This window comes from Flagellimonas sediminis (genome assembly GCF_010500845.1).
Taxonomy (GTDB): domain Bacteria; phylum Bacteroidota; class Bacteroidia; order Flavobacteriales; family Flavobacteriaceae; genus Flagellimonas; species Flagellimonas sediminis.
The window spans coordinates 25,158-38,062 of sequence record NZ_JAAAMI010000007.1 but is presented as its reverse complement, the minus strand read 5'-3'; the positions used below and the strand labels follow the sequence as shown (position 1 = coordinate 38,062).

The following is a 12,905-nucleotide window of genomic DNA, read 5'->3' as shown; positions in this document are numbered from 1 at the left end:
TATTTAAACAGAAATATTTTTTCTAATTAAGAGAACATATCTTTCACTTTTTCAAAGAAAGATTTATCGGATTTTTCTGGTTTTGGCATAAAATTCTCGTCATTTTGCATGCGCTCAAAAAACTCCTTTTGTTCTTTGTTCACTTCCTTAGGGGTCCATACGTTCACATGTACCAAAAGGTCTCCGCTACCATACCCATTCAGGCTTGTGATTCCCTTTCCCCTCAATCTCAATATTTTACCAGACTGAATTCCTGCCTCCAACTTAATGCGCACCTTACCACCAATAGCATCGATTTCCTTAGAACTGCCCAAAACGGCCTCGGAAATACTGATATAAAGGTCATAATGCAGATTGTCTCCTTCCCGTTTCAACGTATCATGTTCCACAGTCTCAATGGCCACCAACAAATCTCCGGGAACTCCGTTCCCTGGGGCTGAATTTCCTTTTCCGGAAACCTTCAGTTGCATGCCGTCCTCTACGCCTGGTGGAATTTTGATGGAAACGGTTTCCTCTTCTATGATGAGTCCTTGGGCATCCGCGCCGGCAGGTCTTTTATCAATGGTCTGACCCGAACCACCGCAGGTACTGCATGTTGTGGCGGTTTGCATTCTCCCCAAAATGGTGTTGGTGATCTTCATGATCTGGCCGGTTCCATTGCAGGTTGGGCAGGTTTTATACGTAACCCCATCTGCCTGCACCTTTCTACGCACCTTCACTTTTTTCTCTACCCCATGGGCCACTTCTTCCAGATTCAGTTTTACTCGGATTCGAAGATTGCTCCCCTTCATCCTACGTTGTCCGCCACCGAATCCTCCAAATCCGCTGAATCCGCCGCCAAAGGCACCCCCAAAAATATCCCCAAATTGACTGAAGATATCCTCCATGTTCATGCCTCCACCACCAAAGCCACCGCTGCCATCGAAAGCGGCATGACCGAACTGGTCGTATTTGGCTCGTTTGTCCGGGTCACCAAGAACTTCATATGCTTCCGCGGCCTTTTTAAACATTTCCTCCGCCTTGGCATCACCAGGGTTCTTGTCAGGGTGGTATTCAATGGCCTTCTTTCGATAGGCCTTTTTTATTTCCGCTGCGGATGCTCCCTTGGAGACTCCCAATATTTCGTAAAAATCCTCCTTCATATAACTCTAGTTACCTACCACAACTTTTGGATGTCTGATGATGCGGTCTCCGAGTCTGAACCCTTTTTCGACCACATCGATGATCTTGCCTTTCAGTTTTTTATCCGGTGCTGGAATTTGGGTGATGGCATCGTGCACATCAGCATCGAAGGCATCGCCCTGGTTCACTTCAACCTCTTCCAAGCCTTTGTTCTTTAGGGTCTCTTTAAATTTATTGCTGATGAGCTCCACGCCTGTAAACATTTCCTTGTCCTCGGATTTGGCTAGTTCTTTAAGGGCGCGGTCAAAATCATCCATAACGGGCAATAGGGACACTATGACTTCTTGTCCTGCCGTTTTGAACAGGTCCATACGCTCTTTTGAGGTTCTTTTCTTAAAATTCTCAAACTCGGCAAAAAGTCTCAGGAACTTATCCCTTTCATTGGCCAAATCTTTCCTCAATTGATCCTCAACAGAAACCGCTTCCTCTTGGTCATTGGTTTGGTCCATATCACTATTTTCCTCGTTCAGCTCAGTACTATCGGTAGTTTGGCCATTTTTTGGCTCGTCTTCCATTTCCTCAACCTTACTGTTATTGCTCATTTTATGTCTGTTTTGTTTCCGTTTTGAAATGGCAAAAGTACTGCCAATTGTCCAAAAATGTCAAAATGTCACCACAAATCATAAAAAAATCCGCCTAGGCGGATTGATAAACATATCGTATTGAACCTTTTAAGGTCAGACCAGCTCGTTTTTAGCGGTTTCCAAGGGCGAGGACTCCTCTTGTTTTTCATCAGAATAAAGATTCAAAAGAGCTGTACAAATGTTGGCATATTGAAAGGTAAATCCCTTCTTTTCAATTTTTTTGCTGCTAACACGCTGACTGGCCAACACCAATGTCGCCATTTTGCCCAACACTGCCCGAAGCACAAATTTGGGAACGTTTGGCATCCACAACGGACGTTCCAATATCCTGGCCACTTCCTTGGTCATTTTGGTGTTCGTCACCGGATTGGGTGCCACCCCATTGTATACTCCTTTCAGGTTATTCTCCACAATAAAGACGAACAGTTGTGCCAAATCCTCAATATGGATCCAAGATTGCCATTGATCTCCACTGCCCAGCGGTGAACCCACAAAATTCTTGATGGGCATGGCCATTTTGGGAAGGGCCCCGCCTTCGGTAGATAATACAACCCCAATCCGGACTTTGGCCACATTGATACCAAATTCCTTGAACGTATCCGCTTCGGCCTCCCATTTTTTGACCACCTTGCCCAAAAATCCTTTGTCAAGATCTTTTTCGTCCTCTTCATAATAATGGGAAAGGGAATCAGGGTAAACACCAATGGCCGATGCGGAAACCAAACATTCCACATCATTGACTCCAACTTGTTGTAGCCCCTTTTTTAGGGCCTTCAAACTTTTTACCCTACTGGATATTACTTTTTTCTTGTGGATGGGGGTCCATCTTTTGGCAATGGTGGTCCCAGCCAAATTGATAATGGCCTGCACATTCTCGAAACAGTCCACATCAATTTCACCTTTGGATGGATTCCAATAAAAACCTTTAAAGTCATCCAACTTGGTGATTTTATCTTTGCTTGTGGTTAAATAGTTAACGGGAATGCCTTTGGAATGCAAGACATTGGTGATTGCTTGGCCCACCAGACCCGTTGCCCCTGTAATCAACACCCTCATACTATCATTTTGAAACAAATTTAATGCTTTAAGTGGCTGTTTATGAGACGTTAATTTAGGTTTAACACAATTGTTCAAACTTTAAAACAATTTAAGACAATTCAAGTCACCCGCATTAACAGTATATTGGCAAGCCTCATTTTTTGACGGCACGGAGCATTTCTCGTTTCCCTGGTGGTCCGGGCAAACGCTGAACCGTAAAACCCACCGCCTGCATGGCCCTACGTACACTACCTTTAGCCGCATAAGTGACCAAAACCCCACCTTGTACCAAGCCATTGAACATGATTTTGAAGATGTCTTCTGTCCAAAGGTCTGGCTGTACCCGAGCACCAAATGCATCAAAATAAACAAGGTTGAACAAATTTTGTTCCTTGATTTCCCTAAAATCCTTCTTTTGTTTGAGCAGATGGAAGGAATCGTTGATAGTCACCATTTCTTCCCAATTGGATTGGTGCATCAACTTGAAAAGTTCACTTGAACTTTCTGCGTTTAATTGATTACAGTAATCCAAATGTTCCACTTCCTCCATAGTAACGGGATAGGCTTCCACCCCAACATATTGGATTTTGAGATGCTGCTTGGGAGCCTCCAATAACGTAATGAGGGCATTAAGCCCGGTTCCGAAGCCTATTTCCAAAATATGGATCTCATCATTTTGGAACAGTCTTAGTCCATGCTCAATAAAAACATGATAGGCCTCCTGAACGGCACCGTGCTTGGAATGATACTGCTCGTCCCAATCTTCAATTTGGATGGTTTTGGAGCCATCCGCGGTATCGATGATCTTTCTTTTCAAGATTTAATTGGCAATGAGCACACCATCTGCTTCAAAGCGAAGGGTCTTTTTTGGGGCAGTGATCAAAGCGATCTCATCTTCCGATGCACCCTCGTCCTCAGCAAAATGTTTTTGGTCGTCAACGGACATTTCCTCAAAAAAAGCGGCACCGTTCATGACCACAGTTTTGCCAGCGGCATCCTTGGGCACAAAGAATCCATAGTCCTTAAAACGAACAAAAACCTCATTGTCGGCATCCAACTTTACCTTCATCCAACAACCTTTTGCTTGGCACACTTCGGTAATCTCCCCGATCATCTGAGTCTGAAGGGAGTCCTTGGCACCGATACCATCATAAGTGGCAGAAGTCTTGGCAGCTTTTCCGGAAACTGCAAATTCCTGACCGTAATAATCACCCTTTATAGCCTCTTGCTTGCATGAGGAAACTCCCAAAATCAATAACAATACAATAGCGATAGTGTTAAAAATCTTCATTTTTAATAAGTTTTAAAAGTTTGTAGATCAAGTATGATATTTAGATTTGCATAGCATTCAAAACTAACAATAAATAGCTAATTTTAACATTGTAAATGTAAGTGATATGGAAACAATGGTTAACAACATAGCTATAGAGAAAGCTAAAACCTCCAAAATCCACGAGGTGGATTTTGACAATTTGTCCTTTGGAAGCGTTTATACGGACCACATGTTGGTCTGTGATTATAAAAATGGTGAATGGGAAGCTCCAAAGATTGTTCCCTATCAACCCATTTCCCTGGACCCTTCATCTAAAATCTTCCATTATGGCCAATCCATTTTTGAAGGAATGAAAGCCTATAAGGATGAGGATGGCAAGGTATGGTTGTTCCGCCCTTTGGAGAATTTCAAGCGATTGAACAAATCAGCGGAACGGTTGGCCATTCCACAACTGCCAGAATCCCATTTTATGGATGGCCTCCACGCGCTCATCCAATTGGAAAGTGACTGGATACCTACCAACGCAGGCAGTTCCTTATATATTAGGCCTTTTGTTTTTGCATCAGGGAATGGTTTTCATGCCTCCCCAGCAAACGAATATAAATTTATCATCGCCTGTGCACCATCAGGTTCCTATTTTTCAGGAAAGGTGAAAGTGTTGATCGAAGAGACCTATTCCCGTGCCGCCAATGGTGGTGTAGGTTATGCCAAGGCAGGTGGAAACTACGCCGGCCAATTCTACCCAACCCAATTGGCGGCCGCCAAGGGCTACCAACAAGTGATCTGGACGGATGACAATACCCACGAATTCATTGAAGAAGCGGGTGCCATGAACGTTTTTGTTCGCATTAACGATACTTTGATGACCGCCCCGACCAATGATCGTATCTTGGACGGAATCACCCGAAAAAGCATTTTGGACATTGCCAAGGATGAAGGCATCAAAACTGAGGTAAGGAAGATTTCCGTTCACGAATTGGTGGAAGCCGCCAAAAACGGCTCCCTTAAAGAAATGTTCGGAGCCGGTACAGCGGCCGTAGTTTCGCCAATTTCCGGTTTTGGTTATCATGGCGAGGATTACACCCTTCCAGAACTGACCGACAGCTATGCATCCATGTTGAAAAAACGCATTACCGATATTCAATATAACCGAGCTGAGGACAAATTCGGATGGCGGTATCCTGTTCAATAACAAATAAAAAAAAAGCACCTTTTAAAGGTGCTTTTTTTTTATTTGTCCATAATAGCTTGAATATCCGGTTTAAAATAGTTGGGACCCTTTAGCACTTTGCCGTCTTCCCTATAGATCGGTTTCCCATCGGCACCTAACTTACTCATGTTGCTTCTTTGTATTTCTTCAAAGACTTCCTCTATTTTGTACTGCAAGCCATGCTCCAAAATTGTTCCACAGAGAATGTACAACATATCCCCCAGCGCATCGGCAACCTCTGCCAAATCTCCATTATTGGCAGCTTCCAGGTACTCCTTGTTCTCTTCGTCCATCAAATTGAACCTCAACATATTTTTCTCTTTCCCCAGATCTGCCACAGGCTCATGCAACACCCCAAGCCCGAAGGAATTGTGAAAAAGTTCCACTGCCTTTATTTTACTTTCCATTACTCTCGATTTGATTTAGATTTGTATAAAAATAAAAAATATGTTCAGCACGGGACAGCTCATCTTCGCCATTCTTTTTTTTCTGGTCTTTGTAGTGATTGTCACCCTATCTTATAAAAAGGACAAAAAACTCCATCGAAAAAATTACAAAGGCGTCATCTGGATTCTTGTTTCCTTTATAACTTTCATAATAATCCTGTTCCTTATCAAATACTTTCTTAAAAATTAACACATGAATTGAGTTTACCACAAAAATGCTCATTTACACAACATTAAACCTGGTTTGACTCGTATACTATAGGAAAAGACGTACTTTTGTTTAACATTAATTTAGCAGAAAAAATGACGTTATTCTTAAGCATCCTTTTCATTTTACTCGCTATTAATGCAATACTGTTGATCTTTAGCGTCAACGGGGCAGGCGAAAGATTAAGAAAACCAATTCGAAAAATTTCGGAAACCTCATTACCAAGACTCTTCCCCCGAGAGGCATCCGAAACCGAATACAAGGAAGCGGTATAGTTTGTACCTTTAGGGCATGAAACAGGCCTTTCTTGTTTTTTTGGGTGGGGGATTTGGCAGTGTACTTCGCTACCTAATTTCCAAACCCTTAAATCCTTTACTCCATAATTTCTTTTTAGGCACCTTTCTTGTCAATATTTTGGGCTGCTTGCTCATTGGACTTGTTTTAGGCTTGTCCGCAAAGGGAAATATCCTTACCTACAATAGCACTTTATTTTTTGCCACGGGTTTTTGTGGCGGGTTTACCACCTTCTCTGCCTTCGCTTTTGAAAAACACTCTCTTTTAAGGAACGGCGACCTTCTGAATTTGGGCATTTATATGGTCACAAGCATCTGTTTTGGCGTTCTTGCAGTGATTTTGGGGCTTTGGCTGGCTAAACATCTGGGATAGTTACAAATTACATTTTTATAGTTAAATTTTGTTAAAACTTAAACATTAACATCTTCTTTATTGGTATTTAATGATAAAAATTAATTTCCAAAGTGATAATGTTAAAAAAAAATCAACAAATAAATAACAAAAGTTTATTTAAAATTAGATACCCCTAAAATATTAGGGGTATTTTTTTTTATACCCGTAAAAATGGACTGATAACCCTCCCTTTTTTAATAGTCTTTTGCGAATTACTATATATTTGAGACATCAATTAACTACTTAATTATGAAAAAAGTCGAGGCAATTATTAGAAAATCAAAGTTTGATGAAGTGAAAAAAGCACTGCATCAGATTGAGGTCAATTTCTTTAGTTACTGGGATGTAACAGGGGTTGGCAACGAAAAACAAGGACATGTATATCGCGGTATTTCTTACAGCACCAGCGATATACAGAGGAGGTATTTGGTTATCGTGGTATCCGATGACTTTCTGGAAAGAACCGTGAACGTCTTATTGGACACTGCAAGCACAGGTAACGTTGGAGATGGAAAAATCTTCGTTTCCGACATGATCGAGGCCTACAGGATCCGAACCAAGGAAAGCGGTAGCGCCGGAATCAATTAAAAGTATAACCAAAAACAACTCAAAAATTTAGATTATGATTCTACAAGAACAAGAAGCGATAGAAAAAGCTGTAGAAGCCATCACAGGCGATATGGGTGCCCTATGGATTACCATTGCAGCTGTTTTAGTATTTTTCATGCAAGCAGGATTTACCTTGGTTGAGGTAGGTTTTACCCGCAGTAAGAACTCAGGTAACATTATTATGAAGAACTTCATGGACCTTGCCATAGGCTCGGTCATGTTCTGGGCCCTAGGTTATGGTATTATGTATGGTAGCGACCTTGTGGCCGGAGGTTTTTTCAGATCCAGCCCATCCGATCAAGGATATTTCTTTTTCAGTGCCACGGATTGGTACAACCTGTTCTTCCAGACCGTATTCTGTGCAACCGCTGCCACGATTGTATCAGGAGCCATTGCAGGCAGGACCAAGTTTTCCACTTACCTTATTTTCTCAGCCGTTATGACCACGTTGATCTACCCAATTTCCGGTAGTTGGTACTGGCCATTTGATGATGATGCTTGGCTGAACACCGCAGGATTTATCGATTTTGCCGGTTCATCCGTTGTACATGCCGTTGGTGGGGGTGCCGCTTTGGTTGCTGCCATCATGGTAGGTCCCCGTATTGGCAAATATGTAGATGGCAAGGCACAGGCTATCCCTGGTCACAACATGATGTTCGGTGCTCTTGGAGTATTGATCCTTTGGTTGGGATGGTTCGGTTTTAATGGAGGTTCCCAGTTAGCATGGGGTGGTGACGATACCGTTGCCGCCACCAGTGTGATCATCAACACCAACTTGGCCGCTGCCATGGGCGCCATCGCCGCACTTCTTTTGACTTGGGTCCGTTACGGAAAAGCGGATATTTCAATGACCTTAAACGGTGCTTTGGCCGGATTGGTTGGTATTACAGCAGGCTGTGGTGCCGTTAGCGCCGTTGGAAGTCTTGCCATTGGTCTTATTTGTGGATTGGCCGTGGTCTTCTCCATTGAGTTCATCGATAAAAAATTGAAGATCGATGATCCGGTTGGTGCTATTTCCGTACACGGTGTCTGCGGATTCCTAGGAACCGTTCTGATCGGCCTGTTCGCTTTGGATGGTGGTTTGTTATACGGTGGAAGTGCCAAACTTCTTTGGGTACAGACTTATGGATCTTTGGCTTACATCGCCTGGGCCGCCCTTGGCACCTTTGTGATCCTTTTCATCTTGAAGAAAACTATCGGTCTCCGCGTATCGGAACAAGAGGAAATCGAAGGGCTCGATATTCACGAACATGGTGTGGAAGCTTATCCAGAGCATATCACCTCTCAGAACAATTAAAAACTCACAACATCAAGAAAAGAAGACGGAGCGTTCTGCCAAACGCTCCGTTGATAACCTTTTCAATCAAAAACTCACAATTTAAACAACAATTTATCCCAAAGGGACAACTCAAAATGAATATGATATGAAAGCGATTATAAATACAAATTTCGTAAAAAATTTGGCCTTTGCCATACTTTCCCTGGTATCAATTTCTGCTTTTGCACAAGAAGAGGAAGAAAAACCAAAATTTAGCTTCAGCGGATCGGTAGATGCCTATTATAGGGCCAACATGACCGCTCCAAATGACGAGGATGCCATTGCTCCAGGTTCCTCTTTTGCCAACTTGCCCGGATTTTCATTGGGCATGGCCAACCTAGTTGCCGCCTATGAAGGTGAAAAAGTAGGTTTTGTAGCCGATTTGGTATTTGGCCCTCGCGGTACGGATGCCGTCTTTGCTTCTCCTATGTATTCTGCAACCGGTGACATCGTTAACCAATTGTATGTATATTGGAATGTTAGTGATGCCGTGACCCTTACCTTTGGTAACTTCAACACTTTCTTGGGATACGAGGTAATTTCTCCCGTGGCAAACTTCAACTACAGTACTTCTTACTTATTCTCTTATGGCCCTTTTAGCCATACCGGTTTGAAAGCTGATTTTGATCTTGGCAACGAATGGTCAGCCATGTTGGCCGTAATGAACCCAACAGACCTTACCGAATTCAACCCGACCGGTGATTACGCCGTAGGTGCCCAATTGGGTTATTCAGGTCAGTTTTTGAACTTTGTTTATAGCCAAAGTAGCTACGAAATCGACTTTACAGGTGGATTTGATCTTTCCGAAGATTTCTATCTAGGATTGAATGCGGCCCACTTCTCCATTGAAGACAATGGTGGTTCTTTCACCGGTGTTGCCCTTTATCCACAATATGCCGTATCCGAAACTTTCAGCCTTGGGCTACGCGGTGAATATTTTATGGCAGGAGATTTCTTTGGTGAAGAAATAACAGGAGTTGGGGCAGATCCAGAGGGAGATGGAAATGTTTTCGCGGTTACCTTGACCGGTAGTGCTACCATTGGAGACCTTATTCTAAAACCAGAAATTCGTTTGGACAGCTCTTCCGAAGATACTTTTATCGATAATGACCTGTCTCCAACGAAAAGCTTGGCCTCTGTACTTTTTGCAGCCATCTATTCTTTCTAGAAACAAATCATATGTAGAAACTAAAGAGCCTTATTCCGTTGGTTTAAGGCTTTTTTAGTCGCTATGAAAGTCTTTAACTCCTGCTCTCACCTTAGTTCTCAAATAGTTTTGCCTTGGCACTAGAGGGCAGGAGTACTTTTTGTTATAGGCACAATACGGATTGTAAGCCTTATTGAAATCAATTACCAAGGTATCCCCATCCGGAATGGAAAGATCTATATAGCGACCTCCACCATACGTTTCTTCTCCATTGGTAGCATCATTAAAAGGTAAAAAAAGATAGTCCTTGTACTTTTCCTGTTGGATCAAGTCCAAACTTTGATAAATTTCCAGTTGCCGTGCTTCCCCATTCAAGGTAAAATGGGCAATACCATATAAAACCTCATGTGTTTTTCTATCAGTAGTGGTCGGCATAAAAAAAGGTTCGGCATCCGGGGTACGCACCAACTTGGCTTTCACCACATAAGTAGTATCGGGCTCAAAATAGTCCAACCCTTCAAAATCCTTTCGGTATTTATCTGGAAGGGGAGATTCCTCAGGATCCCTAAAACTGGCATCCAATTCTTCCTGAAATTTTAAAATATCAGCCACAAGGGCAGATTTTGTGGATTCCGTGGATTCATCATGATACCTTTTTCCCTGTCCACAAGACACCAAGGACAAAAGAAATAGTAGACTCCAATATTTCATCTGAAGGATTTTAAACAAAGGTAACAGGAAAATTAATTTTCATCTATTTCATAAAGAGCATCCTTCAAGTATTTGGATATCAAATCGTTAAATTCAGGAGTAATACGGAACAAGGCCGTACCTTCCAAATTGTAAAGCTTTTCCTTGTCCTTGAACCCTTTTTTGAAGGCTTCTTCCAAATAGAACAAAGAAGTGCCAAAATCCTCGTTTTTGGCACTCAAGGATATGGTTTTCAGATAGTATTCAAAATTATCAGGCTCCAAAATGGTCTTTAACATAAATAGAAATGCCAAGGCATCCTCATCGATCACGTTGTTGGATTGTATCACATCTATATTATCCTCCGCCAAAGCATTGACGAATCCCAATAACCGATTTCCCATTTCCTTTTCATAAGGATCTGTTGCGTTCTTATATTTTTGAATTTCGCCCATTTGATGGTTCCACCAACCCAAATTATTGAAATTATGGGTGTACACATCTTCTTCCATATAATATTGAAAGTCTTCTTTTAACAAGGATTCCTTGAGAAATGCAGCATTTTCATTGCGGCCCATGGCCCTGAATTGCTTGTCCTTTCTCAATTCCTTCTGAACCGATCTAAGGGAGTCCAAATTTTTGTGGGCTCCGTAAATGGACATCATCTCGGTCATATATTGTTCTGCCCAAAGCAAATCCCCGATGCTTTTCAGATGGTTCACTTTGGCCAAATCTTCTGTATAGGCTTTTTCCACATAAACTGAATCCTTGGGAATCAGATTACGCCCCATGGCATCCAAGGTAAAAAGTTGCATTCCTTTTTCCAGATATTCAACGCCGGGCCAATCCTTGTTTCCATCAAACAGCAGCATTTGGTTCGGAAACTTCATTTTGTCCAACAATTTGGTATCTGTCAACATCGATGTGTATTCAAAATTGTCCTTGCTGACCATACCGATGAAATGAAAAGGACTCTTGATGTTCAACAACTCCCTATTTGCCAAAGAAGAACCAATTGAAATGGCACCTTTCACCCCAGGAATAAAAACGGGCACCAAGGTCGCAAACCGGCCGCCAGAAGAAGCTCCCGCGGCATAAACCCTACCTTTCCTAATCGGTAAAATATTCACCACTTCTTCAATGGTCTTGCCCGTTAAAAGCATATTATTGGTCAATGAAAGCGTATCCACCATTTTTGGGGCGGCCAAAACGTACCCTTCCTTTTCGGCAGCCAGCACGAACATGGACATTGCCTGCTTTTCCTTACCGTGCACATCAAAAACCATCAGCAGGGGCCATTGGGTATCCGTACTGAAATTAGTTGGCAAGTAAAGGGAAAATGTACTTTTAAGGGAATCATTGACCATCAGGTTTTCAATGATCTCACCCTTTTTCAAAACCATTTTTTGGGCATTGATGAAAGGTCCTAAAATGGTGAACAGAATGGCGGTAAAATAAATTTTCTTCATAGCAATTGTTGCACAAAAATCTAGCCAAAACCATTTGGCCCTTATTTTTTTGACGAAACCTATTTGGAGACCTTACCCTTCTTTATAGGTGCATGGGCCACAACATTGGATAGCACAATGTGGGTTCGGCATTCACCATATACAATAAGTTCGTCAATGAATTTTTCCAGATGCGATTGGTCCCGCAATACCACTTCCATAATGATATTTTCGTTACCCGTGATCCTATAACAATTGACCACTTCTTGAAAGGATTTCACCTTGTCCAAAAAGGGCTTTAGTTTGCCCATGAAAGCTCTCAACATAATAATGGCCTTCAACTGATGACCTGCCTCCACATAGGAAATATTGGCCCGGTAGCCCTCGATGATCCCAATATCCTCCATCTTCTTGACCCGCTCTGCGACCGCTGGCGAAGTGAGCCCAACCTTACGTCCAATATTGGCAAAAGATTCCCTTGCATTTCGTTGCAGGTGCCCAAGGATTTGCCAGTTCAGATCATCTATCTTCATTTGAAAAGAAAATAAGGCGATAAATTTTGCTTTTTAAAGCCAAATGAAATCATTACTTAAAAAACAAAAGTAAGAATTTTTCAATCGTCCGTAATTTTATGGTACAAAATTGCTTTTGAAAAGATGGAGAGAAGTTCTCTTAATACCTTGCTTGTATACCGTAAATCCTTGGCTCTACGAGATTTGAGCGAAGCGGTTGCCTCTTATTTTGCGCATAATAGGGAAATGCTGTCCTTTCGCCAAATCGATAGTTTTCGAGACGACATTACCAAATCCTTGGTTACCGATGCCCTTCTGATCACCAAAGAGGTGGAGCAGGCCGCTTTGAGCAACTCCTACTCCGTAAGAATGAGAAGTCTTTCCTTTGTAAACATCATGACCCGAAACATTTTAGCCTATTGCAATGGGCTTGAAAGGGATGGTGTAAAGGAAAAGGAATATCTAAACCTTCTTCGCCGTGAAATCAAAACCTTCCGGATCACCTTTAAAAAGTGGAGAAGGTCTCTGTCCAACAGAAACGATTGATACTCCG

The 12,905-nt window shown here is 42.2% G+C and carries 16 protein-coding genes; 7 read left to right on the top strand and 9 right to left on the bottom strand.

Annotated elements, in window-relative coordinates:
* Nucleotides 1-26 precede the first annotated feature (26 nt).
* From dnaJ to GTK07_RS13525, 5 genes are all read right to left on the bottom strand, one after another.
* Nucleotides 27-1,142 carry a molecular chaperone DnaJ gene (gene dnaJ, locus GTK07_RS13545; protein WP_163635788.1) on the bottom strand — a complete coding sequence of 372 codons (1,116 nt, stop codon included), beginning with the start codon at nt 1,140-1,142 and terminating at the stop codon, nt 27-29.
* A 6-nt stretch (nt 1,143-1,148) separates the two neighbouring features.
* On the bottom strand, nt 1,149-1,724 hold the full coding sequence (locus tag GTK07_RS13540) for a nucleotide exchange factor GrpE (RefSeq protein ID WP_163635787.1): 576 nt from the start codon (nt 1,722-1,724) through the stop codon (nt 1,149-1,151).
* Nucleotides 1,725-1,859: 135 nt separating this feature from the next.
* Nucleotides 1,860-2,822 carry a TIGR01777 family oxidoreductase gene (locus GTK07_RS13535; protein WP_163635786.1) on the bottom strand — a complete coding sequence of 321 codons (963 nt, stop codon included), beginning with the start codon at nt 2,820-2,822 and terminating at the stop codon, nt 1,860-1,862.
* A gap of 136 nt (nt 2,823-2,958) precedes the next feature.
* Nucleotides 2,959-3,621: a tRNA (5-methylaminomethyl-2-thiouridine)(34)-methyltransferase MnmC2 gene (mnmC2, locus tag GTK07_RS13530; RefSeq protein ID WP_163635785.1), complete on the bottom strand. Its 663-nt coding sequence runs from the start codon at nt 3,619-3,621 to the stop codon at nt 2,959-2,961.
* A 3-nt stretch (nt 3,622-3,624) separates the two neighbouring features.
* Nucleotides 3,625-4,095 (bottom strand): DUF4920 domain-containing protein, encoded by a 471-nt coding sequence (locus GTK07_RS13525; protein WP_163635784.1) that lies wholly within the window; start codon nt 4,093-4,095, stop codon nt 3,625-3,627.
* A 106-nt stretch (nt 4,096-4,201) separates the two neighbouring features.
* Here GTK07_RS13525 and GTK07_RS13520 point away from each other — a divergent pair, with 106 nt between their 5' ends.
* Nucleotides 4,202-5,269 carry a branched-chain amino acid aminotransferase gene (locus GTK07_RS13520; RefSeq protein WP_203583799.1) on the top strand — a complete coding sequence of 356 codons (1,068 nt, stop codon included), beginning with the start codon at nt 4,202-4,204 and terminating at the stop codon, nt 5,267-5,269.
* Nucleotides 5,270-5,307: 38 nt separating this feature from the next.
* Here GTK07_RS13520 and GTK07_RS13515 read toward each other — a convergent pair whose 3' ends face one another.
* A complete protein-coding gene (locus tag GTK07_RS13515; RefSeq protein WP_163635783.1) occupies nt 5,308-5,694 on the bottom strand; it encodes a pyrophosphohydrolase domain-containing protein in 387 nt (128 codons plus the stop codon).
* A gap of 40 nt (nt 5,695-5,734) precedes the next feature.
* On the opposite strand from GTK07_RS13515, the gene GTK07_RS19280 reads away from it, so the two are divergent.
* The 5 genes from GTK07_RS19280 (at nt 5,735) to GTK07_RS13495 (ending at nt 9,723) form a co-directional block, all read left to right on the top strand.
* Nucleotides 5,735-5,923 (top strand): hypothetical protein, encoded by a 189-nt coding sequence (locus tag GTK07_RS19280; protein ID WP_235932871.1) that lies wholly within the window; start codon nt 5,735-5,737, stop codon nt 5,921-5,923.
* Nucleotides 5,924-6,232: 309 nt separating this feature from the next.
* Entirely contained in the window at nt 6,233-6,607 is a 375-nt protein-coding gene (crcB, locus tag GTK07_RS13510; RefSeq protein WP_163635782.1) for a fluoride efflux transporter CrcB, read from the top strand.
* Nucleotides 6,608-6,877: 270 nt separating this feature from the next.
* Nucleotides 6,878-7,216, top strand: a complete 339-nt coding sequence (locus tag GTK07_RS13505; RefSeq protein WP_119640875.1) for a P-II family nitrogen regulator — start codon at nt 6,878-6,880, stop codon at nt 7,214-7,216.
* Between the two features lie 34 nt (nt 7,217-7,250).
* Nucleotides 7,251-8,534: an ammonium transporter gene (locus GTK07_RS13500; RefSeq protein ID WP_163635781.1), complete on the top strand. Its 1,284-nt coding sequence runs from the start codon at nt 7,251-7,253 to the stop codon at nt 8,532-8,534.
* Nucleotides 8,535-8,661: 127 nt separating this feature from the next.
* The gene (locus GTK07_RS13495; protein WP_163635780.1) at nt 8,662-9,723 is read left to right on the top strand and encodes a porin; all 1,062 of its coding nucleotides are present in this window, start codon (nt 8,662-8,664) and stop codon (nt 9,721-9,723) included.
* A 54-nt stretch (nt 9,724-9,777) separates the two neighbouring features.
* On the opposite strand, the gene GTK07_RS13490 is transcribed toward GTK07_RS13495, so the two are convergent.
* The 3 genes from GTK07_RS13490 to GTK07_RS13480 are packed head-to-tail and all read right to left on the bottom strand — an operon-like array spanning nt 9,778 to nt 12,373.
* The gene (locus GTK07_RS13490) at nt 9,778-10,413 is read right to left on the bottom strand and encodes a DUF1684 domain-containing protein (protein WP_163635779.1); all 636 of its coding nucleotides are present in this window, start codon (nt 10,411-10,413) and stop codon (nt 9,778-9,780) included.
* Nucleotides 10,414-10,445: 32 nt separating this feature from the next.
* Nucleotides 10,446-11,861 (bottom strand): alpha/beta hydrolase family protein, encoded by a 1,416-nt coding sequence (locus GTK07_RS13485; protein WP_163635778.1) that lies wholly within the window; start codon nt 11,859-11,861, stop codon nt 10,446-10,448.
* Between the two features lie 59 nt (nt 11,862-11,920).
* Nucleotides 11,921-12,373, bottom strand: coding sequence for an Lrp/AsnC family transcriptional regulator (locus GTK07_RS13480; protein WP_163635777.1), 453 nt, complete (start codon nt 12,371-12,373; stop codon nt 11,921-11,923).
* A gap of 123 nt (nt 12,374-12,496) precedes the next feature.
* Here GTK07_RS13480 and GTK07_RS13475 point away from each other — a divergent pair, with 123 nt between their 5' ends.
* On the top strand, nt 12,497-12,898 hold the full coding sequence (locus GTK07_RS13475; RefSeq protein ID WP_163635776.1) for a hypothetical protein: 402 nt from the start codon (nt 12,497-12,499) through the stop codon (nt 12,896-12,898).
* Nucleotides 12,899-12,905: the final 7 nt, after the last annotated feature.